At 53.0% G+C, this 26,925-nt stretch carries 26 protein-coding genes; 22 read left to right on the forward strand and 4 right to left on the reverse strand.

The window, feature by feature from the left end:
* From ACFO9Q_RS08210 to ACFO9Q_RS08260, 11 genes are all read left to right on the forward strand, one after another.
* A partial coding sequence (locus ACFO9Q_RS08210; RefSeq protein ID WP_379180648.1) for a hypothetical protein occupies window positions 1-244 on the forward strand: 244 nt, incomplete at its 5' end.
* A 183-nt stretch (window positions 245-427) separates the two neighbouring features.
* Window positions 428-1,198 carry a phytanoyl-CoA dioxygenase family protein gene (locus ACFO9Q_RS08215; RefSeq protein WP_379180650.1) on the forward strand — a complete coding sequence of 257 codons (771 nt, stop codon included), beginning with the start codon at window positions 428-430 and terminating at the stop codon, window positions 1,196-1,198.
* A complete protein-coding gene (locus tag ACFO9Q_RS08220) occupies window positions 1,195-2,121 on the forward strand; it encodes a sugar phosphate isomerase/epimerase family protein (RefSeq protein WP_379180652.1) in 927 nt (308 codons plus the stop codon). Before ACFO9Q_RS08215 ends, ACFO9Q_RS08220 begins: the two co-directional genes overlap by 4 nt.
* A gap of 15 nt (window positions 2,122-2,136) precedes the next feature.
* Window positions 2,137-3,030, forward strand: coding sequence for a helix-turn-helix domain-containing protein (locus ACFO9Q_RS08225; RefSeq protein WP_379180654.1), 894 nt, complete (start codon window positions 2,137-2,139; stop codon window positions 3,028-3,030).
* Between the two features lie 102 nt (window positions 3,031-3,132).
* Entirely contained in the window at window positions 3,133-4,878 is a 1,746-nt protein-coding gene (locus ACFO9Q_RS08230) for a sensor histidine kinase (protein WP_379180656.1), read from the forward strand.
* 15 nt (window positions 4,879-4,893) lie between these two features.
* Window positions 4,894-5,658 (forward strand): response regulator transcription factor, encoded by a 765-nt coding sequence (locus tag ACFO9Q_RS08235; protein WP_379180658.1) that lies wholly within the window; start codon window positions 4,894-4,896, stop codon window positions 5,656-5,658.
* 123 nt (window positions 5,659-5,781) lie between these two features.
* Window positions 5,782-7,110 (forward strand): ABC transporter substrate-binding protein, encoded by a 1,329-nt coding sequence (locus ACFO9Q_RS08240; RefSeq protein WP_379180660.1) that lies wholly within the window; start codon window positions 5,782-5,784, stop codon window positions 7,108-7,110.
* A gap of 63 nt (window positions 7,111-7,173) precedes the next feature.
* Window positions 7,174-8,055 (forward strand): carbohydrate ABC transporter permease, encoded by an 882-nt coding sequence (locus ACFO9Q_RS08245; protein ID WP_379180662.1) that lies wholly within the window; start codon window positions 7,174-7,176, stop codon window positions 8,053-8,055.
* 24 nt (window positions 8,056-8,079) lie between these two features.
* On the forward strand, window positions 8,080-8,967 hold the full coding sequence (locus ACFO9Q_RS08250; RefSeq protein WP_379180664.1) for a carbohydrate ABC transporter permease: 888 nt from the start codon (window positions 8,080-8,082) through the stop codon (window positions 8,965-8,967).
* A gap of 218 nt (window positions 8,968-9,185) precedes the next feature.
* Window positions 9,186-11,249, forward strand: a complete 2,064-nt coding sequence (locus ACFO9Q_RS08255) for a choice-of-anchor Q domain-containing protein (protein WP_379180666.1) — start codon at window positions 9,186-9,188, stop codon at window positions 11,247-11,249.
* Between the two features lie 57 nt (window positions 11,250-11,306).
* Window positions 11,307-11,879, forward strand: coding sequence for a peroxiredoxin family protein (locus ACFO9Q_RS08260; protein ID WP_379180668.1), 573 nt, complete (start codon window positions 11,307-11,309; stop codon window positions 11,877-11,879).
* Between the two features lie 35 nt (window positions 11,880-11,914).
* On the opposite strand, the gene ACFO9Q_RS08265 is transcribed toward ACFO9Q_RS08260, so the two are convergent.
* Both ACFO9Q_RS08265 and ACFO9Q_RS08270 read right to left on the reverse strand, forming a co-directional pair.
* Window positions 11,915-12,712, reverse strand: a complete 798-nt coding sequence (locus ACFO9Q_RS08265; protein ID WP_379180670.1) for an NAD kinase — start codon at window positions 12,710-12,712, stop codon at window positions 11,915-11,917.
* 115 nt (window positions 12,713-12,827) lie between these two features.
* Entirely contained in the window at window positions 12,828-13,940 is a 1,113-nt protein-coding gene (locus ACFO9Q_RS08270) for a nucleoside recognition domain-containing protein (protein ID WP_379180672.1), read from the reverse strand.
* A 202-nt stretch (window positions 13,941-14,142) separates the two neighbouring features.
* Between ACFO9Q_RS08270 and ACFO9Q_RS08275 the strand changes: the two genes are divergently transcribed.
* The 10 genes from ACFO9Q_RS08275 to ACFO9Q_RS08320 all read left to right on the forward strand — a co-directional run bounded on the left by ACFO9Q_RS08275 (window position 14,143) and on the right by ACFO9Q_RS08320 (window position 23,297).
* Complete coding sequence (locus tag ACFO9Q_RS08275) at window positions 14,143-14,991, forward strand: transporter substrate-binding domain-containing protein (protein ID WP_379180674.1); 849 nt, start codon at window positions 14,143-14,145, stop codon at window positions 14,989-14,991.
* A 47-nt stretch (window positions 14,992-15,038) separates the two neighbouring features.
* On the forward strand, window positions 15,039-15,722 hold the full coding sequence (locus ACFO9Q_RS08280; protein WP_379180676.1) for an amino acid ABC transporter permease: 684 nt from the start codon (window positions 15,039-15,041) through the stop codon (window positions 15,720-15,722).
* A gap of 6 nt (window positions 15,723-15,728) precedes the next feature.
* On the forward strand, window positions 15,729-16,484 hold the full coding sequence (locus ACFO9Q_RS08285; protein ID WP_379180678.1) for an amino acid ABC transporter ATP-binding protein: 756 nt from the start codon (window positions 15,729-15,731) through the stop codon (window positions 16,482-16,484).
* Window positions 16,485-16,918: 434 nt separating this feature from the next.
* Window positions 16,919-17,998 carry a GntR family transcriptional regulator gene (locus ACFO9Q_RS08290; RefSeq protein ID WP_379180680.1) on the forward strand — a complete coding sequence of 360 codons (1,080 nt, stop codon included), beginning with the start codon at window positions 16,919-16,921 and terminating at the stop codon, window positions 17,996-17,998.
* A 184-nt stretch (window positions 17,999-18,182) separates the two neighbouring features.
* A complete protein-coding gene (locus ACFO9Q_RS08295) occupies window positions 18,183-19,523 on the forward strand; it encodes a sugar ABC transporter substrate-binding protein (RefSeq protein ID WP_379180682.1) in 1,341 nt (446 codons plus the stop codon).
* 12 nt (window positions 19,524-19,535) lie between these two features.
* Window positions 19,536-20,429 (forward strand): carbohydrate ABC transporter permease, encoded by an 894-nt coding sequence (locus ACFO9Q_RS08300; RefSeq protein WP_379180684.1) that lies wholly within the window; start codon window positions 19,536-19,538, stop codon window positions 20,427-20,429.
* Between the two features lie 14 nt (window positions 20,430-20,443).
* Window positions 20,444-21,265, forward strand: a complete 822-nt coding sequence (locus ACFO9Q_RS08305) for a carbohydrate ABC transporter permease (protein ID WP_379180686.1) — start codon at window positions 20,444-20,446, stop codon at window positions 21,263-21,265.
* A gap of 26 nt (window positions 21,266-21,291) precedes the next feature.
* Complete coding sequence (locus tag ACFO9Q_RS08310; protein ID WP_379180688.1) at window positions 21,292-22,032, forward strand: sugar phosphate isomerase/epimerase family protein; 741 nt, start codon at window positions 21,292-21,294, stop codon at window positions 22,030-22,032.
* Window positions 22,033-22,135: 103 nt separating this feature from the next.
* Window positions 22,136-22,519, forward strand: a complete 384-nt coding sequence (locus ACFO9Q_RS08315; protein ID WP_379180690.1) for a globin — start codon at window positions 22,136-22,138, stop codon at window positions 22,517-22,519.
* Window positions 22,520-22,535: 16 nt separating this feature from the next.
* Window positions 22,536-23,297, forward strand: coding sequence for a DUF2225 domain-containing protein (locus tag ACFO9Q_RS08320; protein WP_379180692.1), 762 nt, complete (start codon window positions 22,536-22,538; stop codon window positions 23,295-23,297).
* A 1,085-nt stretch (window positions 23,298-24,382) separates the two neighbouring features.
* On the opposite strand, the gene ACFO9Q_RS08325 is transcribed toward ACFO9Q_RS08320, so the two are convergent.
* Window positions 24,383-24,625 (reverse strand): hypothetical protein, encoded by a 243-nt coding sequence (locus ACFO9Q_RS08325; RefSeq protein ID WP_379180694.1) that lies wholly within the window; start codon window positions 24,623-24,625, stop codon window positions 24,383-24,385.
* Window positions 24,622-24,822, reverse strand: a complete 201-nt coding sequence (locus ACFO9Q_RS08330; protein WP_379180696.1) for a YycC family protein — start codon at window positions 24,820-24,822, stop codon at window positions 24,622-24,624. The genes ACFO9Q_RS08325 and ACFO9Q_RS08330 overlap by 4 nt, the downstream gene beginning before the upstream one ends.
* A gap of 162 nt (window positions 24,823-24,984) precedes the next feature.
* Here ACFO9Q_RS08330 and ACFO9Q_RS08335 point away from each other — a divergent pair, with 162 nt between their 5' ends.
* A complete protein-coding gene (locus ACFO9Q_RS08335; protein WP_379180699.1) occupies window positions 24,985-26,775 on the forward strand; it encodes a M3 family oligoendopeptidase in 1,791 nt (596 codons plus the stop codon).
* Window positions 26,776-26,925: the final 150 nt, after the last annotated feature.

Genomic DNA, 26,925 nt, shown 5'->3' on the forward strand with positions numbered 1-26,925 from the left:
GCGGAGCGAAGGCTCGCGCGGCGGCAGTGAGCAGCGCGGGGAGCGGAGCGAAGGCTCGCGCGGCGGCAGTGAGCAGCGCGGGGAGCGGAGCGAAGGCTCGCGCGGCGACCGTGGTCCGCGTAATCGCAGGCCGAATCACCATGACCGCGAACGCAGCAAGAAGGCGGCGAGGTTGGCAGCTAATCAAGCTGCTGCAGCATCGGAATCTAACCAGCCAAATAGTGACAAAGGACGTTCCAACTAGGAACGTCTTTTTTTTATAAGTAGTTAGAGTGGTGATTGGAGCTGCATAGCACCAGAAACCTGATATCGCCAAAATGAGATGGCGATGATTGAAATGTGCTAGGATTGAGCGTTCTCTAGTCTGCCAGGTATCCCTACTGATTCGTATACTTAACCTATACCGAAGCGGGAGGATGAGAGGGATATGATTACTCAAGGAACAGCATTTTCACTGGAGCAGTATCAAGAGGAAGGGTATTGCGGACCGATACAAGGATTCACTCTGGAGGAGGCAGAGCAGGGGTACAAGAGGTTTTTTGAAGCGGTTGGTCAGTCGCCATTCGAGCCGGGACCGACTGATGCGAATCTGTCTGCTTGGCATCATGACAAGCGCTGGGCCTATGATCTTGCAACACACCCAAGCATTATCAAGGCGATGCAGCAGATTCTAGGCGATGACCTGGTGTTATGGGCCATGCACTTCTGGTACAAGCATCCTGGCAGCGAGAAGTACATTCCCTGGCATCAGGACATCAACTATTGGCCAATGGAGCCAGCCATCAATGCTACGGCGTGGGTTAGCCTCGGCTGGTCCATTGAGGAGAACGGCTGTCTTAAGGTCATTCCGGGCACACATCAGTTAGCCGTAGAGCATGTACAGACAGGTGACGAGGACAGTGCATTTGCTGAAGGCTTGTCAGCGGATCAAGTAGATGAGGCGAAGGCAGTAGCGCTGGAGATGTCGCCTGGTCAGATGGCTTTTTTCAACGAAGCGACGTTCCACGGATCAGGGCCTAACTTCTCGAACATTCCGCGTGTTGCCTTCTCGGTTCGCTATACGACGCCTGAGGTTAAGTTCAAGATAGAGGAATGGTCTGGCGATACGAGCCGCATCAAGACATTCCTCGTACATGGCGAGGATCGTCTGCATCTCAATGATGCGATTGCAGGCTTACCGCCGGAGGAGCGCACTTGATTAGTCAGGCGGAGCTGGATGTGCAGATGTCCTGGTGGGCGATGAGCGGACTTGGCAAGGAGGGTCGTGAGTGGACGATAGAGGAACGATTCGAGAAGCTGGCGGAAGCCGGCTTCTCCGGCATTCTAGCTCCCATGCCACAGGCTGGCTATGATGCCGTGAAGTGGTGCCGACTATTAGACCACTATCGGTTCAGCTATGGTGTCCAGCTCGTTCCCTTCCCGAAGGAAGGCGATGATCTAACCGACCAGCTGCGCCTGGCCAAATCGCTGGGAGCTTGCTATGTCAATGCCCAGGTGATGGGGGCTTATCTGCCTGCGGAACGGGCCTGCCGAATGATCATCTCCTATATCGAGCAGGCAGGAGCGGCTGATATCCCGATCTACTTCGAGACGCATCGCGGACGGGTAACACAGGATCTACTGCGAACGACAGCCCTAGTAGAGGCAGTCCCAGCACTTCGGCTTACGCAGGACCTGTCGCATTATGCCGCTGCATCCGCTATGGAGAAGGAAGGCTGCGAAGTGAGCGAGCCGTTATTGCGGCAGCTGCTAGCTCGGACGTCCTGCATCCATGCCCGTGTCTCGAATGGCCACCAGATACAGATCGACATCGGCGGTCAAGGCGATCACCCGATGGTGCAGCTATATGCCGAATGGTGGGCGTACGGGATGCGCGCCTGGCTGAAGGAGCAGAGGCGCAAGCATAGCCGGGAAGCAGGATGTGGTCCTGCTCCCTTGGCGGCACCGGACACCTCAACCTTGAAGGGGGACCGCTTCCCATTCGTATGCGAGCTCGGGCCAGCGCCATATGCGATAACTTGTACTGATGGCCGGGAGATATCTGATCGGTGGCAGCAATCACTTGTCTTGAAGGAGATTGGGGAGCGTCTGTGGAACCGTATAGCCAGAGAAGACTACTAAGGAGCCGATTAATCCATGCGTCCTCATTCCTTATTCTTAGAATCACTGCAGGTACGATATATCCATATTCAGCCCTATGAATTAGATTATAGATGGAAGCTGTCAGGGCATAGGCTTAAGCACACGGTGCTATGGCATGTACAGGAAGGTCAATTCGTCATGCAAGTTGATGGAACGGGGTACACTTGCCATGCTGGTCAGCTCGCGTTGATTCCCGCCGGAAGTATCCTTACCACCCAAGCTTCAACCGATCGAGTTCGGTTGACCAGCCTTAATCTTGAGGCAACTATTACCTTCCTCGAGACCCGGAGCTGGGCACAAGTCCTTGGTCTGCCTGTGTTGTTCCAAGACCCGTCTGCTCGCATGCAGACGGTTGTTCAAGAGATGCTCGCTCTCTCGAACGGTGAAGCGGGGCTAGACGTGCTGCTGCCCATGCGCATGCAAGCTGAGCTGCTTCGATTAATTGTGCTGCTGCTGGAGGAGTCCAATATTGCCGAGATTGGGTCTAGTTCCGCCGCCGCTTCCTACAACGAAGGCGCTGCCGCTGCGCCGGGCGTCAAGGATAATGCCGCACTCGACCCGCGAGTGCTTACGGTTATTGACTATCTGCTCTGTCATTCGGACTGGATGCCTAAGGTGAGCGAGCTGGCCGAACTGGCGGAGCTGAGCGAATCGCAGCTGCGCAAGCTGTTCATTCGACATACGGGGCAATCTCCGCTCCAGTTCGTTCATCGGCTGAAGATGGAGCTCGCCAAGAAGCTGCTTATACGGACGAGCAAGCCGGTGGCTCAGATTGCCTGCGAGCTGGGACTTGCTGACGCGAACTACTTCACAAGGCTCTTCCGTATGCAGACGAACCTCGCCCCTCTGCATTACCGCAGGCAGTTCCAGCTGTGGGGCGGGGAATAAGCGGGCAATAAGTTAGGGCAATATTCGTCAATCCTTGCTATAATGTGAGTTGCCTCTTACTGGCAAGAGGTATCTATCATATGACGGGGTGATGAGTTGCGGTTGATATGGTTTCCTTCCTCTCTGCGTTATCGATTGTTCGTCAGCTTCCTCTTATTAATCCTTATTCCGTTCTCAATCATTAACTATTCCAACTATCGTACGACGCAGGATCTGCTCCGCGAGAAGATCAGCGAGCAGGATACTCAGACGATGACCTCATTCCGAAGCTCCCTTGAGGACCTCATGGGCATTGCCTCCAAGGCATTGGTCCTATTGGAACGGGATTCGACCGTGCTGGACATGCTGCAGCGGCCGGATACCTATTCCTTCCTGGAGCGTAAGGCAGAGCTGGAGAACAAGGTGCTCAGTATTAGCCACAGCTTCTTGCTGTCCAGTCCGCCCGTCTACTTCACCTTGATGGACATGAGACAGAATGTGTATGCGACCTTTATCCCAAGAGAGCGATTCAATCATGCAGCTCTTCTGGCTGAGCCGTGGTCCATTCGTCTTCAGCAGCAAGAACCAAGTGGGTTCTGGGAAGCGGATACAGTCAACTATTTGTCCAAGGAGACCTCTCGTTCTCCGATTCTCACAACCTTGTATGGCAGTATTCGTGATCACCAGCTGAATGTTGCCGGACTATACCGCGCTAGCATCGATATGCAGGCATGGTTCCATACACTGACTGCCAGCAAGGGACTGCCGCGAACCTCTTATATGCTTCTTGACCGTGAAGGCCGCGTGCTGCTCGCCTCTAATGAGCTGAGAGAGACGGATTCCCAGATTACGACACGTATTGTTGAGTCCGGTCTGGAGAGAGAGTCTTTTACGGATAATAAGGGTTCGAACCTGCTGCATTACACGGTAGTGCCCTCACTCGGCATTTATATTGTCAAGTCCGTGCCTAATGAGGTGCTCTTTGCGGAGCTGAATGAGCTGCAGCAGTCCTCGATTATCACGTTTCTGCTCTTGACCCTGTCATTTGTACTGATTACCTTCTTCTTATCCTCAACGATGACCAAGCCGCTTCAGCTGCTGGAGAGGAAGATGAGCCAGGCAGGGAATAACAACTTGCTGGTGTCCTTGAACGAGGAAGTGTTCAGAGGTGAGCTGCGATCGCTTGCCCGAAGCTTCAATGGAATGATCCAAGATATTCAACATCTGCTGCAGCGATTGAAGCGGGAGGCCAAGGAACGTGAAGCGGTGCGATTCCAGGTGCTGCTTGCGCAGATGAACCCTCACTTCCTGCTGAATACACTGAATACGATCAAAAGCATCTCGGTCCGTCGCAGCGCTCCGGAAATCCATGATATCTGTCTATCACTCGGCCGAGTGCTGGAGGTCAGCCTGAATACGGAGAAGGACATGATCCATCTGCGCAAGGAGATAGAGGTTGTTAAGGCCTATCTCAATATTCAAGCCTTCCGATTCGAGCACGATATTGGGGTGTTCTACGATTATGATGAGGAGCTAGCGTATGCGCTTGTACCGAAGTTCAGCCTTCAGCCGCTGATTGAGAATGCGCTAGTCCATGGCTTCAAGCAGATGACGAGCTCTGGCATCATCCATGTGCGAGCCTACCAGGAAGAGCAGATGCTGGTGCTTGAGGTTGCAGACAATGGTGTTGGGTGGGAAGCGGCCCATTCCAATCGGATGAGAAGGTCCCGTGCCGGCATTAGTCACCAGAACATTCAAGAGCGGTTGAAGCTTATCTTCAAGGAAGATGGGATAATGTCTATTCATCATCTGGAGCAGGGACTGGCTGTCCGGCTGAAGTTCCCGCTGCTGCTCTCTGCACCGCATTAACGAGGAGGCTGGACCATGTGGACGGTATTATTGGTTGAAGACGAGCGCGAGGCGCTCCAATATATTAGGGGTATCATTAACTGGAAGGATTATGGCTTCGTCGTCGTGGACGAGGCGCGCAACGGCGCGGAGGCCCTTCAGAAGATCCGCGACATTCAGCCTCATGTCGTGTTCACAGACATCATCATGCCGGAGATGGACGGTGTCGAGCTGCTGAAGCAAGCGCGCTCGACGGGCTATGAAGGACGATTCGTCATGCTGACCTGCATGAATGAATTCGAGTATGCCCGTCAGGCATTGGAGTACGGGGCAAGCAGTTATATGCTCAAGCTGTCAATGGATCAGCTGACGCTGGTTGATGTGCTGGCCAAGATCACTAGAGAGCTGCAGGAGCAGCACCGTCACCAACAAGCACTGAGCATTATGAAGCATGCTGGCCCGCAGCCGAACGGGCGAATGACGGATCATTCGGGAATTAATCGAATTATCCAGTATGTGCAGCAGCATTACCCGGAAGTGATTACCCTTCAATTAATGGCTGAACTCGTCGTGATGGACGCAAGCTATCTGAGTGATCTGTTTAAGAAAAAAACAGGGGTGTCCCTTATCCATTTCGTCCAGCAGACCCGAGTGGACGCAGCTAAGCTGCTGCTGCAGACGACAGACCTAACGATGCGGGAGATTAGTGAACAGGTCGGATTCGCCAACGAGAACTACTTCAACAAAATATTCAAGCGATGGACCGGTGATACCCCGACTGTCTATAAGCGCAATGGCTAGAGGCAGCCTGATGAACATCCACAACATCCAAAAATCGTTCTAATAAGCCTAAAAACCGTTGAGCCTCTTACCCGATAAGACTTGCTATAATGACATCAGACCAAACAGGGAGGGTTACAACAGATGAAGAACAGGCTCTTGACTCTAGTCGCAATGATGATGATTGTAAGCGTATTTATGACCGCTTGCGGCGGCAGCAACAATGGCGGCCAAGCTACTGGCAACGGGAACAAGGAAGCGGATACGGCAACGAACAAGCAAGAAGATACAAAAGAGCCGGTGAAGCTCGTTATGTGGGGTGCTGTTCCGGAGGAAGCGGGACCGAAGGCTGTTGTCGATGCGTGGAATGCAGCCAATCCTAATATTCAAGTGGAATACGTTCGATACGTGAACGATGATGCGGGCAATCTGAAGCTGGATACGGCTCTCATGACGGGACAGGATGTAGACCTATACGTCAACTACAATATGCAGCTGCTGGAGAAGCGCGCTAACGCCGGCACGGCGCTTGATCTTGGAACCTTCGGCGACTATGACATTGCAGGTAAGATGGGGGAGTTCGCAGGCAGCTGGAAGATCAAGGATAAGTTCCATGCCTTGCCGACAACGGCCAACAAAAACTTCATCTGGCTGAACAAAAACGCATTAGACGAAGCCGGTCTGGAAGTGCCTAAGGAGTGGACGCTAGAGAAGCTTCGTGAATATGCAAAAGCATTGACCAAAGAAGGGCGTTACGGGTATGTAGCGTATGACTGGACAATGTTCCACCAGATGGACGGCGTGTTGCAAGGTAATTATGTAAAAGACGGAAAATCCCAGTTGGACAACGCAGCTGTTAAGCAGTCCCTGCAGACGTACCATGACATGATGCATGTAGACAAATCGATGCCGGCACTTGGCGAGCAGCTGGCTACGAAGATGGACGTATCGACGATGTTCCTCAAAGGCGAGGCAGCTATGCTGGGCGCTGGCAGCTGGATCTTCCGGAGTGCAAGCAATCTGAAGGACTTCCCACGTGACTTCGTCGTTGCAACGGCTCCGATTCCAAGCTTGGCTGGTCAAGAAGCTAACTTCGCTGTCGAGGGTGGTCTAGGGGATGGGGTGTCCATCAACGCCAAGTCCAAGCATACAAAAGAAGCATGGGAGTTCCTGAAATGGTATGCTGACGGAGGGATGCTGCCATTAGTAGCCGGTGGCCGAGTTCCTGCCTCCAATATCGTCGATAAGCAAGCGGCTGTATCCGAGATGATCAAGGGTGTAGAGACTCTCTACGACAAGCCGTCCATTGAGAACACGCTGTTCGTTGAGCGCAAGCAGTTCCAGAATGCGATTGAGAAGAAATTAGCTGATGCACGCAAGGAAGAAGTGGAGAAGTACTTCCTGAAGGATCAGAACGCGGATCAATTCGTAACGAATCTGGTTAAACGACACAACGAGCTGCTGAAACCATAATCGGATGCATGATGATGGAGGAAGTTACCTGTAACTTCCTCCATCTCGTTAGGAGGAACCTATATGAGTATGAATTGGTCCAAGCGGCAGCGGCTGCTCGGTTACGTGTTTGTCGGACCCAGCATGATCGGCGTCCTGTTGTTTTACTTGTTCCCCGCCCTCTATTCCTTTTATTTGATGTTTACGGATTGGGTTTTCTTCAGCGGAGAGTCCCCGACCTTCATCGGTCTGGATAACCTGAAGCGTCTATTCGACGATCCGCTGTTCTACACATCGCTCGGCAATACGCTCTTGTTCGTAACCACGGTTCCGGTCTTTATCGGAATTGCCTTTGTACTGGCGATTGTGCTGAACAACAACGTGTACTTCAAGAATGCGCTGAGATCGATGTTTTTCATCCCCTACGTCATGAACGGTGTTGCCATTGCCTTCGTCTGGATGCTGTTGTTCAAGCCGAATGGCGGACCGATTAACAAGGCCATTGAATGGTTCGGCTTCACAGGCCCGGGCTGGCTGTCTTCAACTGAGACCGCGATGTATGCCATCAACATCATCTACATCTGGTTCCACATCGGCTATGCGTTGATTATTTACCTGGCGGCCTTGCAGGAGATTCCTTCGGAGCTGCTCGAAGCAGCCAAGATAGATGGTGCCAAGTACGGACAGGTCATTCGTCATATTACGCTGCCGCTGGTCAGTCCGACTACGCTTCTGCTGTTCATAACGGGCTTCATATCAACCATCAAGACCTTCGGGCTCATACAGGCGGTAACCGGCGGCGGTCCGGGCGACAGCACAACGTTATTGTCCATCTTCGTATACAAAACGGCATTCCGTTACTACGAGATGGGTTACGCGTCTACCATCTCTTGGGTACTGTTCAGCTGCATCCTTATTATTACGTCGGTTCAGTGGTATGCCCAGAAAAAGTGGGTCCATTATTAGGATGCCAGTATAGGAGTGAACAAGATGCAAACAAATACACATACACAGAGAATAAAACAACCAACCGTCCGTCTCAGAGCCAAGCGTGCCCGACTCAGCGTTAGAAAATGGTTCTTCACCGCTATCATGCTCAGTCTTGGCATCTTGACCGTGCTTCCCTTCTTCTGGATGGTAAGCACATCGTTCAAGACCCCGACAGAAGTATTCGTCTATCCCATCCAGTGGATTCCCGATCAGCCTGTGCTCGAGCATCACATCAGGGTGTGGACGGGCGAGAATAGCTTCGTTAAGTATTACTACAACTCGCTTAAGATCTCAATAATTGGAACGATTGGCGCCGTACTGCTAGCTGCTCTTGCCGCGTATGGCTTCTCGAAGATGGAATTCAGAGGCAGCAAGGCCATGTTCATGGTCTATCTATCGATGATGATGATTCCGCCTCAGATTCTGTTCGTTCCCAAGTTCATCATGTTCAACTGGATGGGCATTTACAATACGCATTGGGCTCTCATTCTGCCCGGTATGATTACCATCTTCGGCGTATTTCTGCTTCGTCAGTTTTTTATGAGAATTCCGCATGAGATTACAGAGTCGGCCTTCATAGACGGAGCGGGACACTTCCGCATCTTCGGGCAGATCATGGTGCCTCTGGCCAAGCCAGCGATTGCCACGCTCGCTATTCTCGACTTCTCCTGGCACTGGAACAACTACGAGGATGCACTGATCTTCCTCATCAGTGAAGAGCTGTACACGGTACCGCTAGGTATGCAGAACTTCGTGATGGAGTTCAATGTCGACTATAACGGTATGATGGCTGCAGCGACGGCCGGTCTCGTGCCGATGATTATTGTATTTCTGATTGGACAGCGATTCATTATTGAGGGCATCTCAAGCTCAGCTGTTAAGGGGTAGTTAGAAGGGCTGTTTTCCTAGCGCAGATCGAATGATCTGAATGCCTGGGGAAGCAGCCTTTTGCAGCCAAAAATCGTACCAATATATCAAAAGAATGTTCCTTACAGAACATTATGAAAGGGCTTACAATTGAGAGGCAGGCTAAGGAAGGAGGCGAATCGTACGAGATGGCGCACAGACCTGCGATCATATATCTTATTAAACAGAGGTGGGAACTTATGAAGCTATCTATGGTGAATCGTAGAAGGATGAGTCTTAGGTATATGGTTGTCGTGTGCATCTGTCTGCTCCTTGCAAGTACAGTGGCCTTGCAGCCAGCGGAGCAGGTGCATGCCGCCGGAACGATCTATTATGTAGATGATGTGGGCGGTAATGACGGCAACAGCGGTACGAGCACAGGAAGTGCTTGGAAGACAATCAGCAAGGTGAATAGTATCACGAGCTTCCAGCCAGGTGATCAGATTCTGTTCAAGCGCGGAGGCACCTTCGCAGGCGCGCTGCAGCCTAAGGGCTCAGGCAGCAGCGGCAGTCCGATCAAGATCGGCGCCTATGGCTCAGGCAGCCTGCCGCTCATCGACGGAAGCGGCGGCACCTTCGGAGTGAAGCTGCTGAACCAGCAATATTGGGAGATCGCCAGCATTGAGGTTAAGGGCGGGAGTGAGTATGGGATCGTCGTCACGTCGGATCTCAACAACCAGACGTATACCTACTTCCGGATTAACAATGTAGTCGTACGGGATGTCACGGGAACGTCTAATGATCCCTATATGGGCGGCATTATATTCAGGCTCTTCAATATTACCGGATCGAAGCTGAACGACGTGATTGTAGACGGGGCTACCGTCTATAACATCAAGCAAGCCCAAGGGATTGCGCTTCGAGGCGCGAACGAGACGAAGAGCAGCGGCATCATCGTCCGCAACAGCACAGCTCACAATACGTACGGCAATGGCATTCTCATTGCTTGTGCAGAGAACGTGCTCATCGAGAACAACGTTGCCTACGAGACAGGCAAGGCAACGACCCCGGGCACTGGCTGGCCGACGCCGAACGGCATCTGGACATGGTGGACGAATAATGCCGTCGTTCAGAACAATGAATCGTATCTTGCTCATTCCTGGGGCGTTGACGGGGGCGGCTTCGATATTGATTATTACAATCAGAATAATACGTATCAGTATAATTACGCCCATGATAATGACGGTTATGGCATCTCTGTATTCGCCGCTAATTCGAAGGGACTTACTAGCAGTGACGCGGTAACAGATCAAGCCATCGTTCGATACAATGTCCTTGCCTATAACGGGCGCGAAGCAGGAGCGAACGGAGCCGGACAAGGCTCCATCTACATTAGTCAATGGGACAATGGCACATTCGGTTCGGTCCGTATCTACAATAATACCGTCTACCATAGCCCGAATACAGGCGGCGCTTACGGCGAAGCATTCGTCGAGAAGAACCCAAGTTACTTAACTGGCAGCTACACCCGGCTGTTCAAGAACAATCTGATCTACTCCACAGTCAGCGGCATGGTGTCCAATCAGAGCAATGTGTACGATAACAATAACAATCTCTATTACTCAACGACGGGAAGCCACAGCTTCCGCTACAACGGCATAAGCTATACTAGCTTCTCGGCTTACAAGTCGGGTAGCGGTAAGGACGGCAGCAGTCTGACGGCGAACCCTCAGCTGAACAATCCGACCTATCACGGCGTAGGGCTCCCGACGACTTCCTTCACGCTGCAATCAGCCTCACCGGCTATCAATGCTGGCGCGAACGTAGGAACGATGGGCAGCCAGGACTTCTTCGGCAATTCCTTGCCAACTGGGAGCGGCTATGACATTGGAGCGCATGAGTTCAGCGGTGCAGTAAGCCTATTGGCGGAAGCCGAGCAGCTGAGCTATACGAATTCAGGTGATTATACAGCGAACTATTCAGACAGCAATGCAAGCGGGGGTTCCTTCAGCGGTTACGATGCTAACGTGGCAGGCGATTACATCGAGTATACGATCCCTGTTAGTGAGACAGGCACCTATGCGCTGGTCGTGGGCAACAAGAATAATTATAATCGAGGCACCTATCAGGTATCGGTAGACGGAGTCAATGTCGGATCCCCGTTCGACCAGTACGGGGCCAGCGCTTCGTATCCGGTGACTGCGGTTGGCAACGTTACCTTCAGCACGACAGGTAATCATACGGTTCGCTTCACCGTGACTGGCAAGCATGCCTCCAGCAGCGATTATGAGCTCGGTATCGACTATATCCGATTAACCAAGTAATAGACTAATAAGGCCTCTCCAGTGATGGGGAGGCCGAATGCTTAGGAGGAACAAGTGATGCAGTTGAGAGGAATAGCCGTACTGCTGTTACTGCTGCTGCTTGGAGAGATAACGAGCGGCTGTGTGCAGAAGGAGTCAAGCAAGCTGCCGGATGCCGGGTCAACTGCGCCAAGCTTCCTGCTCGAGTCCACTCGAGGGGACAAGGTGGATAATCAGACGTATACGGGTAAGCATGTGCTGCTTGCATTCTTAGGAGCGGATAGTCATGATCCGCAATTAGACGCTCCGTCCCGAGCACAGGTCAATCAGTTGAAGAGTGTTCAATTGCAGTATGGAGTGAGAGGAATGCAATCGGTCATCATTGGTGAGCCGTCTGCCGGAGCATCGGCTGCGCAATCAAGAGAAGCCTGGACCAACTTCGAGTATGACTGGAGACTGGCGCCGATCCCTGTACTGGTGGATGAGGGATCGAAGGTCAGGCTTGATTACGGGGCTCGGCAGCTTCCTCATCTGTTCCTGCTAGATGAGAAGGGGGATGTCGTACAGCAGTGGAGAGGACTGCAGCCGTCTCATGTGCTGGCTCAGGCGCTCGAGATGCGGCTTGGAGCGCCTGAGTTCCGTCAGCCTTGAAGGCTGGGTCATTCGGGTCTACTCAGCCCCTTACTTCACTTCCCATCATAATCCAGGAACGCCTCGCGGACGCGGTTCCAGAATGGGAAGGGGCGGTAGCGGGCGAAGCAGATCTTGCGAGTAGCGACACTGCAGCGAATGGAGCGGATATCGCTCCGCTGGATGTTCAAGTGGTCAATCGTCAGCAGCATCCGCTGATCCTTGCTGGACATGATGTCCACATGGTGATGCTGAGGCAGCAGCACGGATGAGCCCAGCGTTCGATAGACGCGGTTGTTAATTGAAGCAATCTCTGCGATCTGCAGTGACTCAATGGAAGGATGCACGACGGCTCCGCCTAGACTCTTATTGTAAGCCGTGCTGCCCGAAGGGGTAGAGATGACGATGCCGTCGCCCCGGAACATCTCGAACAGCTCATCATTAATATTGATCTGAGCGACGAGTGTACCGTCGACGCCCTTCAGCGTGAATTCGTTCACGGCCAGATAGTGCTTCGTGCCCTCCGGTGTCTCCACCTGAATCTCGGCCAGCGGGTAGCGGACCATGCGCGGCTCGTGATCGGTCATCATGCGCACCAATTCCTCCAGCTCATCCGCCTTCCAATCGGCGTAGAACCCGAGATGCCCCGTGTGCACGCCAACGAAGGCGACATCGGTAATCTGATCCACATACGTGTGAAAAGCCTTCAGCAGCGTCCCATCGCCGCCTATAGAAATAACAATCGTAGGCGCATCATCGTTGCGGGATAGTCCCCGTTCAGCAGCAAGCAGGTGGAACTGCTCAGCGAGCTGCTTGGACAACGGATCGCCTCGGTCAATAATGACGTAATTCAAGGAACAAGCCCCTTCCGGTATCATAGCTACCTAAGATGATATCGGAATTCCCTTCGAAATACAATCGACAAAGACAGGTTGTCACGGAGCAGTCACCGGAGCAGTCACTGTGCTGTCACGGAGCAAGCCAGCCCCACAGCACATACACCAAGGCCATAGCCAAGAAGGCATGGACGAGCCTCGCGATCAGCAGCGGCTTGTACCGCAGGTCCGTCCGGCTGAGCAGACTAGCCACTTGGGCGTGAACCGACAAGCCCCCCCATGACAGCACCCATGCGGCAATGGCTGCCTGATGCATTAACCCGGTCCCCGCCTCCCCCGCTGCTCTTGCCCCGAGCGTCACCTCGAACAGTCCGAATACCGCCGCATCCCCAAGCTGCCCCGGCAATCCGAATATCCCGAACACGAGCCGTACCACCTCAGCCAGCCCCTCCACGAACCCAACACGCGTCAGCATCTCCATCACGACAGAGAAGAACACGACAAGTCCGCCTACCACCATCATGAGACGAAGGGCCGATTGGATCGAATCCTGCAGCAGCTTGCCTAAGCCTCGGCCGTCCAGCAGTCTCGCTTCATGCATCGCCTTAATCGCCTCATACAGACGGCTCCGCCTCCGGCTGCCTGCAAGCGCGCCTGTCCCACTAACCCCGTCAGCATGCGGCGGTGGGGTGATTAGCCTCCCCCTAACTCCCTCGCTCGCAGGGGCATGCGGATCATGGAAACGCATGAGCAGGCCGAGCAGGAAGGCACCCCCATAATGGGCTGCCGCGAGCAGCGGAGCGAGCGCCACGTTGTGGAAGAAGCCGACCGAGACGGCGCCAATGAGGAAGATGGGGTCAGAGGTTGTTGTGAAGGCAACTAGGCGCTCCCCCTCCGCCCGGTTGACGAGCTTCTGCTCCCACAGCTGAGCCGTTAGCCTGGCACCGACAGGGTAGCCGGATACATAACCCATCGTCACGACGAACCCGCCGATGCCCGGCAGTCGGAAGAGAGGGCGCATGAGCGGATCGAGGATTCGCCCGAAGAAGTGCACGATACCGAAGCCGAGCAGCAGCTCGGACAGGACGAAGAAGGGGAATAAGGCGGGGAACAGCACTTCCCACCAGATCGACAGGCCTCTTGCAGCGGAAGCCAAGGCTTGTCCAGGATAGAGGGCCATGAGCACAGCAATCAGCAGAGCGCCGAGGCCGGTTACGGAAGCGGGATGAATGAGCACTCTCAACATGACGTCAACCAACCTCCCTAAGCTATGTAGAAAATAGCAGAATAACGAGTCCATGCAGCCGTTCTCTCCCACTATATGCGACAAGCTCTCTATCCATCACTGCCCCTTCGGAGGCTACCCATTAATTGGGATAATTCTCATCCTTCAGGGGCAATCTATGAGTTAGACAGAGGCATCACTTATGGCGGAAGGAGAACCAGCTATGCTCAACCATGTGATTAAGAGAGTAAGGCAAGGGAAGCAAGCCCGCAGCCAGCTGCTGCTGCTCCTCACGATTGCAGCAGTCCTGGCAGCGCTGACGACAGGCTGCGGAGCGAAGAATAATGAAGATGGCGTATCCGCAAGCCAGCAGCAGCTCGACACCATCCAAGACAACGGCAAGATTAGGATTGGGACGGAAGGCACTTACGCGCCTTTTTCCTTCCATGACAGCAATGGAGCTCTTACCGGCTTCGATGTAGAGATCGCCAGCGAGATCGCGAAGCGGATGGGCGTGAAGGCGGAGTTCATCGAGACGAAGTGGGACGGCATGATTGCCGGCCTCGATGCCAATCGATTCGATGCGGTAGCGAACCAGGTATCTATTAATGAAGACAGGCTGAAGAAGTATGACTTCTCCGATCCGTATATCGTCTCCAAGGCTGTGCTCATCGTGCATGAGAGCAATGGCGACATCAAGTCGCTGGCAGATCTCAAGGGGAAGAAGTCCGGGCAGTCGCTGACGAGCAACCTGACGCAGATTGCCAAGGCGAATGGGGCAGAGATCGTGCAGGTGGAAGGGTTCAATCAAGCGATTGACCTGCTGCTCTCGAAGCGCATCGACGCCACCATCAATGATCATCTCTCGTTCCTCGACTTCAAGAAGCAGCGGCCAGACGCGCAGATCAAGGTCGTCGATGAGACGGATGAAGGCAGCACGAGTGCAATCCTGGTACGTAAGGGAAGCAAGGAGCTGGTCGAAGCCATGAATGAAGCCTTAGCTGATATGAAGTCGGACGGAATGTACAACACCATCTCGCAGAAATATTTCGGAGCCGATGTCTCCAAGTAGACGTCGCCATTCTCTCCAATTCATGAAGCAAGGGGATGCCTCCATCCATGAGTGAGCGTACCGAGCATCTTCTCACCATCTTCCTAGATTCCCTGCTGCCGCTGCTAAGAGCAGGAATGGCCTTCACGATTCCGCTCACGATCATCTCCTTCGTGCTCGGGTTCGCTCTGGCCTTCCTGACGGCTGTCGCACAGCTCTCCTCCTGGAGAGTTCTTCATGCGATTGCTCGCTTCTATGTGTGGATCGTTCGAGGAACACCGCTGATCGTTCAGTTGTTTATTATTTTCTACGGATTGCCTAGCTTGGGACTGACCATCGACGCCTTCCCGGCTGCCGTCATCGGATTCTCCATCAGTGTGGGTGCGTACGGCTCCGAGATTATGCGCGCAGCTATTCTCTCCATCCACAAGGGGCAGTGGGAAGCGGCATATGCGATCGGCATGACGAGGACGCAAGCATTGAGACGAATTATATTGCCTCAGGCCGCACGCGTGTCCGTCCCTCCGCTGGCGAATTCCTTCATTAGTCTACTCAAGGATACATCGCTCGCCGCGACACTTACGATGACCGAGCTGTTCCAGAAGGGGCAGCAGATTACTGCCGTCGTCTACGAACCGCTCCTCATCTATTGCGAAGTGGCGCTGATCTACTTGCTGTTCAGCAGCGTACTATCGGTACTGCAGCAGCAGCTAGAGCGGCGGTTCGAACGGTATGCAGGAGGAAGGGGGTAGCGGAGGATGACCATACAGTTCGAGATGCGCAATATCCGCCTAAGCTATGGGAGCAATGAAGTGCTGAAGGGGATCGACCTGAGCGCGGCGAAGGGGGAAGTCATTGTCATCATCGGCCCGTCCGGATCAGGTAAGACGACATTGCTAAGGAGCATTAACCTCCTTGCGAAGCCTACCGAAGGCTCTCTTCGTCTACCTGGCTCCGAGATCCGGTTCACAGAGGGCCAGCCGCCAAGCTCAGCCGAGATCTTGGCCTTCCGCAGAAGGACCGGCATGGTGTTCCAGTCCTATCATCTGTTCCCGCATCTGACCGCGCTGCAGAATGTGATGGAAGGGCAAGTCGTCGTCCAGCGGCGAAGCAAGGCAGAGGCAAGGAGCCGATCGATGGAGCTGCTGACTAAGGTGGGCCTGGGAGAGAAGGCAGACTCCTATCCTCACCAGCTGTCCGGAGGCCAGCAGCAGCGAGTGGGTATTGCCAGAGCGATGGGAACGAGTCCGGAGCTGCTGCTGTTCGATGAGCCGACTTCGGCACTGGATCCCGAGCTGGTCGGCGATGTGCTTGGGGTCATGAAGGCGCTCGCTAGCGAGGGCATGACGATGATCGTCGTTACTCATGAGATGAGGTTCGCGAGCGAGGCGGCGGACCGGGTTATCCTCATCGATAATGGGGTTAAGATAGAGGAAGGGCCTCCTGAGCAAGTGCTTCGTCATCCGCAGCAGGAGCGGACACGGTCGTTCCTATCCCGCATACACCTCCTATGAATGTCATGGGAGGACAAGACTTCTGTAATATAATTGTAAAGAAAACGTTTGCAAAAAAAGCTGGCTTTCGGCATACCTTATGGTACAATAGAATCAATCTAGAATGCTTGGAGTGATGAGAATGAGTATAATCGCCGGCATCCTCGTATGCGCTTTCGTCTATGTTATACGCGAATCTCTTATGGCACCAGGGGAAGAGGACTACGAAGGATAAGAGAAGCCCTATAGGCTCTTGGTCCTAGATGACCAACTATATATGACCACTATTTTTTGTGCGGCTTTCCAGCGGTGTCCACCGTCGGAGGCCGCTTTTATTGTTCACGGGAAGACAAGCTGTCACAATTAATTGTTGACGCTTACATTCCCAGCGCCTATACTATGGGCAAGAGGACGGTGGACCGTCCACTAGAATGCCGTCACTTAGGAGTGTCTGTATGAGAATGGATAACACCATGCTGTATCAGAAGATTAAGCTTCATCTTAGAGAGGAGGTCTTGAAGAAGGCTGAGCTCGGTACCGAGATTCGCTTGGATGCTGAACGCAAGATGGCAGAGGATATGGGGGTTAGCCGCTCCAGTATTAACAAGGCTATATCCGAGCTCACAGCCGAAGGTTATCTCATTAAGAAGCGGGGAATCGGAGTGTACATCCCTTCCAAGGAATATCTCCAGACGAGGGAGTCACAGCTGAATACAATAGCCCTCATACTCCCGAATACGAATGACTACTATTATGCAGAGATTGCAAGGGAGATTGAGAAGATTGCCTTCGAGAGCAATATCCAACTCATCCTCTCTCTCACAGGCAACGATGCCTCCAAGGAGAAGGCTCTGCTCGAAGGTATTACAGCGAATCGTATGGTGAAGGGTGTCATTGCTGTCCCGGTTCTAAGTGATCCGAACACTTCTGCCTATCGGAGGCTGCATCTCTCAGGAATCCCAGTCGTGCTCATTAATCGTATTCATGAATCGATGCTGGATATCCCCTATATCATCTACAATCAAGGAGAAGGCAGTGAACTAGCGGTACAACATCTGGCAGAGCAAGGCAGGAACAATATGCTATTCGTCGGGGATGAACAAGACGGCTATCATGCCCGGCTGCGCAAGCAAGGATTCGATCGAGCGGCAGAGCGGCTAGCAGACATTCATACCTGCCAGTTGTATGACAATGATTCGAATTACGAGCACAAGCTGACTGAGATGGTAGCCCAGCACTCCATTAATGGAATTGTGGCCTTCAATGACATCATTGCAATTAGAGCTATGAACATCTTAATTAATAATGGCTGCTCTATACCCGACCAGGTTGCGATTATCGGTCATGATGATTCTTCCCTATGTGATATTGCCCTCTCGCCGCTAACTTCCGTTAGATTCCCTAAGAAGATGCTGGCCGCTCAGTCATTCGACTTACTATTCAACCTGGTACAGAAGAAGCCATGCAATCCGCAACTGACAATTCCTTCTTCGCTTGAGGTTAGGCAATCCAGCAGCGCAAGGCTGCCCATCTAACTAGCTAAGGGTTACGTGGACAGTCCACCTGCCACGCCTAACCCTGACCTCTGGCAGGTCCATCTCCTCATTATTCCACCCACCCGTCTCACTACTAATCCTCCCAATTGAGCAAGCCAGTCTATCAACCCTTGTAAGCAAGTGTCTGCATGTCTCGTGTCTCAATTAACCTTAAGGGGTGCCTATGATGAGAATACGGATGATGAAGCTTCACACCATCATTGCTCTGTTCATCTGTCTAGTCCTGAGCGCTTGTTCGAATGGAGCTGGCAACTCCTCCAATCAGGTGACCCTCACCTATTGGGGCTCAGCCGACCCGGAATATCAGCAATTCGTCGAGAGCAGAGTATCAGAGCTATACCCGAACATCAAGCTTAAGATCTCAGGCTTCCCTTCCGTCACAGGCGGAGGAGATGCCATCATCAACGCTGCGGCTGCGGGGACGCTGCCTGATCTGTTCGATTCCAACCCGGTCCAAGGAACCTCCTACTCGGATATTGGCATCACGCAACCTCTCAGTACCTTCGATGACTTCGATAAGCTCGTGAAGGATCTGGATCAGACGATTGTAGAGGCTGGCAAGATGGGAGACGGCGAGGTTCATAACTTAATTATATACGGATCGAATCCATCAGCCGTCTATTATAACAAGAAGCTATGGAAGGAAGCAGGGCTTACTGATCAGGATATTCCTAAGACGTGGGACCAACTAGTGGAGGCAGCCAAGAAGCTGACGAAGGATACGAACGGTGACGGCCAAGCTGATCAGTATGGCATTGAAGTGGCAACCTCGGGCAGAGGCGGCTACTTCAACTACAACTTCGGTTATGGACTATACTGGTCGATTACCGGCAATCCCAAGGAAGGCTTCATCTCTGAGGATGGCAAGCAAGTGATTGTAGACAAGGAAGCCTACGCGAAGACCATTGGACTAATTAGCGAGCTTATCCTGAAGCATAAGGTTGCTCCTCCTGAGCGGACACAGGATATCTTCCCAACGGGGACGACGGCCATGATGTTGAACGGTCCTTATATGGCTAAGATTCTGGATGACCCGAACAAGAGCAAGGTCGTGAACGAATGGGGCATCTTCCCGTTCCCTACGCTCGGTCTGGGCAAGGCAACGACGAACTACATGCCGATTGGCGGGCGCACGATCATGATGGCGAAGAATACCGAGCATTCAGAAGAGGCTTGGAAGGTGATTAAGTTCCTCCTATCCGCTGAAGCGCAGCTTAAGATCTATCAGGAGCTCGGGGAGCTGCCGGCACTTAAGTCTGTCTATGATTCGCCGGAGCTGAAGGAAGACAAGGTAGCTGCCATCTATAACAACCTTGAGAATACAGAGATCTACACGAGAGACCCTTACTATTACTCAGCGGTCAATGAGAATCTGTCCCCTGCACTCGATACCGTACTTGCTGGAAGAGCAACTCCGATTGAAGCGGTTACGGAAGCTGTGGATAAGCTTAAGCAGATTGTAGCCGAGGATCAGGTGTCCAAGGAGACGATGTACCAGAAGTAGAGGTGAACATGGATGAATTCGAATCTTGTTAGAAGGTTCAGGAAGCATTGGATTGGCTACGTGTTCGTCTCCCCCTGGTGTATTCTGTTCGCTGTCTTCGGATTGTGGCCAATCCTGTATGCCCTGTATCTATCGCTTCATAATACTAGACTTATGCAGCGGACGAGTGAGTCAGGACTAACTCTCTATAACTACACTTATCTGTTCACAGACTCCTCCAGCGACCTGCTGCTAACGATTCGTAATACGTTAATCTACGTACTCTTCCACATTCCTACTCTATTCCTAACCGCTCTGCTGCTCGCTTATCTATTGAACCGCAAGCTGCGATTCGAGGCAGTGTGGAAGACGATGATCTTCTTGCCTATCGTTACTGCTGGCGTGGTGTATGCCATGATGTGGAAGAGCATCCTCGGATACAATGGGCTGCTGAACGAAGGTCTCCGCTTCCTAGGCTTAGGCAGCTTGAACCTGCTTAGTCATATTCATACCGCGATGCCGACAGTTGCCATTGTGGATGCGCTTAAGCAGGCACCTTACTGGACGATTATTCTTATATCCGCTCTCACCTCTGTCTCTGCTGAGCTGTACGATTCGGCTACGATTGATGGTGCAACGAGTCTGCAGAAGTTCACACGCATTACACTGCCTATGATTGCTCCAGTCATCTTCTTCATGCTGTTCATGCTCAGCATCGGGGCATGGAATGCCTTCGAGCAGGTATTCGTTCTAACCCAAGGCGGACCGGACAATGCCTCGCTGACCATTACCTATTACTTGTACAGCTTATTCTCAAGAGGGAGGATCGGCATGGCAGCAGCAGTTGGCATAGTGATCGGCTTGCTCGTTATGCTGACTACGATACTGGTAAGGCGGTTAGTGAAGACGGAAGACCATTACCAATAAGGATGCGAATGCATATGCCGATGAAGCGGTTCCTGTCACAGAGCTTGCTCTATATGCTGCTCGCGATGATTGCTTTTCTATTTCTCCTCCCCTTCCTATGGATGCTCATCAACACATTCAAGCCATCGATTGAGATTATTGAGATGCGTATTCTGCCATCCAGATTAACGTTGGAGCACTTCGAGCGGCTGACAAGCACGATGCCAATCTGGAGGAATACGATGAACAGCCTGGTTACGGCATGCTCGATAACGGCAGGCACGCTGCTGTTCTCTACGTTGGTGGCTTATGGGATTGCTAAGATTCCTTTTCCCGGAAGGGGGGTTCTGTTCCAATTCATTACGCTTACGTTAATCGTTCCAGGATCGCTAACGCTCATCCCGAGAATTATGATTGTCAATGAATTGGGCTGGATCAACACGTATTACGCCTTAATTGTTCCATCTCTAGTCAGCACGTATAATGTATTCTTCTTCCGACAGTTCTTCATGGGAATTCCAATGGAGCTTAACTATTCTGCTCATATTGACGGGGCCAGTGAGTTCCAGATCTATTATCGCATTGTTCTGCCCCTCGCTAAGCCGGCACTGATTACTCTTGGCATATTCAGCTTCCTGGCTGCTTGGGACGACTTCATGTGGCCGCTGATGGTGACGAATTCGGATGAGATGCGTACGCTGCCGATTGTGGTTGCTCTGTTCGCGCAGCAGTTCGATGTGAATCTAGGCGAGGTCATGACGATTGGCAGCATTACCGCCCTTCCTATGATTGTGGTGTACCTTGCCTTCCAGAAGCACTTCGTTAACGGATTAGTGACAACCGGGTTGAAGATGTAATTCCACAGAATCGAGGGTATCATGTCATGAAAATAGGCATTGCCGATTACGGACTAAACGTATGGGACGGAGGCTGTTACGACTCGGAGGAACGATGGCTTAAGCTGAAGAGGATAGGATATGCCGGCATAGAGCGGCTATCCGTATGGGGGGCGGAGGAAGCGCTGAGAGGAGCTTCCCTGCTTCGCCGAATGGGAATGGACTATGCGACGGTTCGCTGCCCTAGCCCGGAGCTGTCTATCCAATGGACAGCTGCGCTAGGCAAGGGGTACGTATGGACAGCAGCTGCTGCCGATTGGGATATGGATACTGTATGCAGGCAGATTAATAGACAGGCAGAGGCTTGCAAGCGCTGGGGAATTCGAGTGGCTCATCATAATCATATGGGAACAAGTGTGGAGACGGAGGAGCAGCTGGAGCAGCTGTTAGAGCGAAGTCCAGCGTGTAAGTTAATATTGGATGTGGCCCATCTGGCAGCGGCGGGCGGAGATTGCGTGGAGATTGTGAAGAAGTATGGGGATCGAATAGAAGTCATTCATGTGAAGGACTGGTTCTCCGTGTCGGAATCTGAGCCGGTCTGGAGCGAGCGGGGGAGGTTCTGCATCTTAGGAGAAGGCAACATCGGACTTGATGTTGTTGAAGTTCTGAGACAGGCCGAGATGGCGGGGTTCGATGGATGGGTGTTCGTAGAGCAGGATGAGCATCAGGCAGATCCATTCCAGGAGCTTGCTGCAAGCAGAGCGTATCTCAGGCGGGCCGGGTACTGATCATAGGGATGCATCGCTTCGCTGGAAGCGAGCATCCCTATTAGGCTGTGATAGGCGATATGGTATAATACTTATTACCTAACTTATGGAGTTGATTATGACGATGAATCAGTATAACACAATTTATGAAGCAATAGGCGGGGCGGAGACGGTGAGACGCATGGTGGAGGCGTTCTATCCGAAGGTTCAGCAGAATGAGCTGCTTGGGCCGCTTTTTCCCCAGGATATAGATCCCGTGATGGACAAGCAGTACCAGTTCCTGACTCAATTCCTAGGAGGACCTTCCTTGTACTCGGATGCCTATGGCCACCCGATGATGCGTGCGCGGCATCTTCCCTTCCCGATAACTCCGGAGCGGGCGGAAGCTTGGCTCGGCTGTATGAGAAGTGCGCTCGTGGAGATTGGCATGCCTGCCGAGCTCAGAGACCTATTAATTGATCGGCTGTCCGGACCTGCCCATCACTTCGTGAACACACCAGCAGACTAGGAGACGTGAACCGAAGATGGAACCGCTATATGAGACTAATCAGAATTGCCTCTGCTGCAGCAGAGCCTATACGACGTCCAAGGTTAGACCAAGCTTCAAGAAGCCGAAGAGGGTGGATGCTGACTTCTGCGGGCATTACAAGCCAGAGGTTAACCCCGACTATTATGTCGTGAAGGTATGCCCCTATTGCGGCTTCGCCTCGACTGAGAACGGGATGGCAGCGATCAGCGAGCAGCAGAAGCAGGCGTATATGGCTCGGATCGGCTCGCGGTGGACGGCAGGAAGAGAGTATGGCGGAGAGAGAAGTCTGGAGCAGGCGCTGGAGTGTTACAAGCTGGCCTTGCTGACCGCTCAGGCCATAGGGGAGAAGGAGCGGATCATCGCAGGCATCCTTCACCATCTCGGCTGGCTCTATCGGTATGATGAGAATGGGCAGCAGGAGGCAAGGTTCCTGCAGTACGCGATGGAATCGTACATAGAAGTGTTCGAGAATGAAGCGGATTCGCTGAATGATGCGAAGCTGATGTTCCTGATCGGGGAGCTGAACCGCAGGCTGGACAAGCCGAATGAGGCGGTTCGCTGGTTCTCGCGGGTAGTTAATGATAAGCGAATCACGGACGCTGGGATGATTCGAGCGTCCCGGGAGCAGTGGACGGTCATTCGTGAGGAGCAGGAGGCGAAGGCGGCCGCGGAGCTGGCCGCCTTGACCGCGCTCGCCGGCGAGGCTGGCGGGGCGCCCAAGCAGGGGCGAAACTGGCTTAGCTCGCGGAATGGGTAAGGAGTGGAGGAGCTGTATGGCGGGCATGGTGCCCGCTTGCAGCTCCTCTTGGTATGTGGATTAGCTGCTCTGTGGGCGTGACGCCTCTTGCAGCTGTTAGAGTAAATCGAATTAGCAGCTGTAAGGGTCGTGACGCCCCTTGCAGCCCTCCAAGTAACCCAAATCTGTGGCTCTAAGGGTCGAGACGCCCCTTGCAGCACCTCAAGTAACCCAAATCAGTGGCTGTAAGGGTCGCGACGCCCCTTACAGCACCTCAAGTAACCCAAATCAGTGGCTGTAAGGGTCGCGACGCCCCTTACAGCACCTCAAGTAACCCAAATCAGTGGCTGTAAGGGTCGAGACGCCCCTTGCAGCACCTCAAGTAACCCAAATCAGTGGCTCTAAGGGTCGAGACGCCCCTTACAGCACCTCAAGTAACCCAAATCAGTGGCTCTAAGGGTCTTGACGCCCCTTGCAGCACCTCAAGTAACCCAAATCAGTGGCTGTAAGGGTCGCGACGCCCCTTACAGCACCTCAAGTAACCCAAATCAGTGGCTGTAAGGGTCGCGACGCCCCTTACAGCACCTCAAGTAACCCAAATCAGTAGCTGTAAGGGTCGCGACGCCCCTTACAGCACCTCAAGTAACCCAAATCAGTAGCTGTAAGGGTCGCGACGCCCCTTGCAGCTCTCCAACTAACCAAAATCAGTAGTTGCAGGCGTCGGAGGAGGTTAGTTAGGAGCATTAGCGCCAAAATTTGGCGTTGCAGGCATCAGAGTAGGTTAGTTTGGAGCAATAGCGCCAAAATTTGGCGTTGCAGGCGTCAGAGGAGGTTAGTTAGGAGCAATAGCGCCAGAATCTGGCGTTGCAGGCGTCGGAGGAGGTTAGTTAGGAGCAATAACGCCAGAATCTGGCGTTATTGCTCAGGAGTAAGTTAGTTGGGAGCAATAGCGCCAGAATCTGGCGTTGCAGGCGTCAGAGTAGGTTAGTTTGGAGCAATAGCGCCAAAATCTGGCGTTGCAGCGTCTGAAGGAGGCTTCACCGAAGACGTAGCATCAGGATGTGATGCTACAGCCCCAGCGTCAGACCCCCCTCCGCCGCAAAGCCTCACTGTCCCAGCTTGCGCAGTGTCTGCGTAGTCAGCAGGTAATCGCGGTCGGCATCGACAAGTGTGACCTTGTTGCGGCAGCACGGGAAGATGAGCAGCCGCTTCTTGCCCTCCTGAACTTCCTTAATCTCTTCCGGACGCAGTGCGACGAGCACATTGTCCTCCCCACAGAAGGGGCAATTCGGAATGTACACATCATTCATAATGAGATCATAAGGCCAGGCTCGCTCGAATGGAATCATGATTCAGCAGAGCCTTTTGCAGCGTCTGGACCTGTCGATTCACCCGCGGCGGCTGCATCGGCATCGGCCTTGGCCAATGCAGTAAGCTTCTCGAACAGAATATGCTTAGGCATATGCATCAGGTGCTCCACGGGCACATTCAACTGCTTGGACAGCTTAAGCGCGGTCTCTGCAGATATTTGTAATGGTAGTGTCATTGGTGATTTCCCTCCGCTATCGATATAATTAAGTTATACACCGCCCGCGAGGATTGCGCAAATTAACCTCACAATAGACGAATCCTGGTCGTCTTCCTCACATGGAAGACCTGCCCTGGGCGGCACTTATAGCATGCAATTATGGAAGGGAGATTACATAAGATGACCAATCAAGCACAGAAGTACCCGCAGGTATGGAATCTGGAATCTATCTACTCAGGAGGCTCCACCTCACAAGCTCTCTCAGATGAACTGAAGGGGCTCCATACGGATGTAACGAAGCTCGAAGAGCTTATTCATACAGCTGCTGGTGATGCGAATAACGAAGCGCTGGAAGGTCAGCTAACCGAGATGACCGAGCTGCTGCAATCTATCCTGCTCCGTCTGCGCGAGGCTGAATCGTTCATCGCCTGCTTGATGGCGCAGAATATGCGCGATACAGCGGCAAGCAGCTGGAATGGCAAGGCCAAGACGCTCTCTGCGAAGTTCCTCGGCGTACTGACGAAGTATGATGACTTGCTGCGTAAGATTGATGATGAACGATGGGAGCGGTGGATTAGCAAGGGAGCTCCTTCAACAGTAGCCTTCAATCTCAGCGAGCGCAGAGAGCAGGCGAAGGAGAAGCTAGCTCCAGAGCTTGAAGCTCTAGCAGGCGATCTGGCAGTCGATGGCTATCATGGCTGGGGAGATCTATACAATGTGATCGTGTCTCGTGCCAAGTTCAATTGGCAGGGGGAGCAGTTGTCTGCAGGGCAGATGTACAACAAGCTGTCCGAAGCGAGCCGCGAGGAGCGCACAGCAGCCTTCGCAGAGTGGGAGCGCGAGTGGAGTGAGCAGGCCGACCTAGCCGCCGACACGCTGAACCGGATTGCTGGATTCCGTCTGAAGCTGTATGAGAAGAGAGGCTGGACTTCCCCGCTGAAGGAGCCGCTGCAGATCAACCGAATGAGTGAAGCGACCTTGGATGCGATGTGGTCCGCGATTGAGGAAGGCAAGCCTGCGTTGGTGCAGTACCTCGAGCGCAAGGCGAAGCTGCTCGGCGTTGACCAGCTTGACTGGCATGATGTAGAGGCACCACTAGGAGCATCTGCACGAATTATGCCATACGATGAAGCTGCTGACTTCATTGTGGAGCAGTTCCGGAGCTTCAGCCCAGACCTGGCTGAATTCTCGGAGATGGCCTTCCGCGAAGGCTGGATAGAGGCCGAAGACCGTTCAGGCAAGCGGCCTGGAGGGTTCTGTACGTCGCTGCCTAAGAGCGAGCAGACGAGGATTTTCATGACCTATTCGGGTACAGCCTCTAACGTGTCGACGCTTGCGCATGAGCTGGGTCACGCCTACCACCAGCATGTGATGAACGATATGCCGGCGCTCTCGCAGGAATATGCGATGAATGTTGCGGAGACGGCGTCCACATTCGCAGAGCTCATCGTGTCTGATTCGGCTATGCGCACAGCGACGGACAAGGAAGAGAAGCTGGCTCTCCTGGAGAGCAAGATTCAGAATTCTGTCGCGTTCTTCATGAACATCCGTGCCAGATTCCTCTTCGAGACCCGATTCTACGAGCAGCGCCGCGATGGAATGGTGACGACGGAGCAGCTGAACGAGCTGATGGTTGAAGCACAGCGTGAGGCGTACAGCGGCGTACTTGGCGAGCTGCACCCACACTTCTGGGCGGCTAAGCTGCACTTCTACCTGACGGATGTGCCATTCTACAACTTCCCATATACCTTCGGCTACCTGTTCAGTGCTGGAATCTACGCTCGTGCGCTGAAGGAAGGCCCGGCCTTCGCTGAGAAGTATGTTGGCTTGCTTCGAGATACGGGAAGTATGACGGTGGAGCAGCTGGCGGAGAAGCATCTCGGCGTTAAGCTCGACGGCCCAGACTTCTGGCGTGATGCGGTGGCGTTAACGGCTGAGGATGTGAAGCTGTTCTTGGAGATGACGGAATAGCGTATATTCGTTAGTGTATAAAAAAAAAAGTAACCGCTTGGGGCTTACCCAAGCGGTTACTTCGTGTGCTGTAAGGAGCATCGCTACCCACATCCAGTATCCCCATAGCTCAGCTAGCAGCGCTGCTCATTGTCTGCATCGCTACCCACA

It is taken from the genome of Paenibacillus sp. GCM10023252 (assembly GCF_042653305.1).
In the GTDB taxonomy this organism is placed as follows: Bacteria; Bacillota; Bacilli; order Paenibacillales; family Paenibacillaceae; genus Pristimantibacillus.

Bases quoted from the DNA above. Each gene is read 5' to 3' on its own strand.
- ACFO9Q_RS08275 (WP_379180674.1), top strand. From the start codon at position 14,143: ATGCTCAACCATGTGATTAAGAGAGTAAGGCAAGGGAAGCAAGCCCGC.
- ACFO9Q_RS08335 (WP_379180699.1), top strand. From the start codon at position 24,985: ATGACCAATCAAGCACAGAAGTACCCGCAGGTATGGAATCTGGAATCT.
- ACFO9Q_RS08245 (WP_379180662.1), top strand. From the start codon at position 7,174: ATGAGTATGAATTGGTCCAAGCGGCAGCGGCTGCTCGGTTACGTGTTT.
- ACFO9Q_RS08270 (WP_379180672.1), bottom strand. From the start codon at position 13,940: ATGTTGAGAGTGCTCATTCATCCCGCTTCCGTAACCGGCCTCGGCGCT.
- ACFO9Q_RS08215 (WP_379180650.1), top strand. From the start codon at position 428: ATGATTACTCAAGGAACAGCATTTTCACTGGAGCAGTATCAAGAGGAA.
- ACFO9Q_RS08295 (WP_379180682.1), top strand. From the start codon at position 18,183: ATGATGAGAATACGGATGATGAAGCTTCACACCATCATTGCTCTGTTC.
- ACFO9Q_RS08320 (WP_379180692.1), top strand. From the start codon at position 22,536: ATGGAACCGCTATATGAGACTAATCAGAATTGCCTCTGCTGCAGCAGA.
- ACFO9Q_RS08290 (WP_379180680.1), top strand. From the start codon at position 16,919: ATGAGAATGGATAACACCATGCTGTATCAGAAGATTAAGCTTCATCTT.
- ACFO9Q_RS08285 (WP_379180678.1), top strand. From the start codon at position 15,729: ATGACCATACAGTTCGAGATGCGCAATATCCGCCTAAGCTATGGGAGC.
- ACFO9Q_RS08260 (WP_379180668.1), top strand. From the start codon at position 11,307: ATGCAGTTGAGAGGAATAGCCGTACTGCTGTTACTGCTGCTGCTTGGA.
- ACFO9Q_RS08240 (WP_379180660.1), top strand. From the start codon at position 5,782: ATGAAGAACAGGCTCTTGACTCTAGTCGCAATGATGATGATTGTAAGC.
- ACFO9Q_RS08330 (WP_379180696.1), bottom strand. From the start codon at position 24,822: ATGACACTACCATTACAAATATCTGCAGAGACCGCGCTTAAGCTGTCC.
- ACFO9Q_RS08300 (WP_379180684.1), top strand. From the start codon at position 19,536: ATGAATTCGAATCTTGTTAGAAGGTTCAGGAAGCATTGGATTGGCTAC.
- ACFO9Q_RS08310 (WP_379180688.1), top strand. From the start codon at position 21,292: ATGAAAATAGGCATTGCCGATTACGGACTAAACGTATGGGACGGAGGC.
- ACFO9Q_RS08250 (WP_379180664.1), top strand. From the start codon at position 8,080: ATGCAAACAAATACACATACACAGAGAATAAAACAACCAACCGTCCGT.
- ACFO9Q_RS08305 (WP_379180686.1), top strand. From the start codon at position 20,444: ATGCCGATGAAGCGGTTCCTGTCACAGAGCTTGCTCTATATGCTGCTC.
- ACFO9Q_RS08325 (WP_379180694.1), bottom strand. From the start codon at position 24,625: ATGATTCCATTCGAGCGAGCCTGGCCTTATGATCTCATTATGAATGAT.
- ACFO9Q_RS08235 (WP_379180658.1), top strand. From the start codon at position 4,894: ATGTGGACGGTATTATTGGTTGAAGACGAGCGCGAGGCGCTCCAATAT.
- ACFO9Q_RS08315 (WP_379180690.1), top strand. From the start codon at position 22,136: ATGAATCAGTATAACACAATTTATGAAGCAATAGGCGGGGCGGAGACG.
- ACFO9Q_RS08225 (WP_379180654.1), top strand. From the start codon at position 2,137: ATGCGTCCTCATTCCTTATTCTTAGAATCACTGCAGGTACGATATATC.
- ACFO9Q_RS08255 (WP_379180666.1), top strand. From the start codon at position 9,186: ATGAAGCTATCTATGGTGAATCGTAGAAGGATGAGTCTTAGGTATATG.
- ACFO9Q_RS08280 (WP_379180676.1), top strand. From the start codon at position 15,039: ATGAGTGAGCGTACCGAGCATCTTCTCACCATCTTCCTAGATTCCCTG.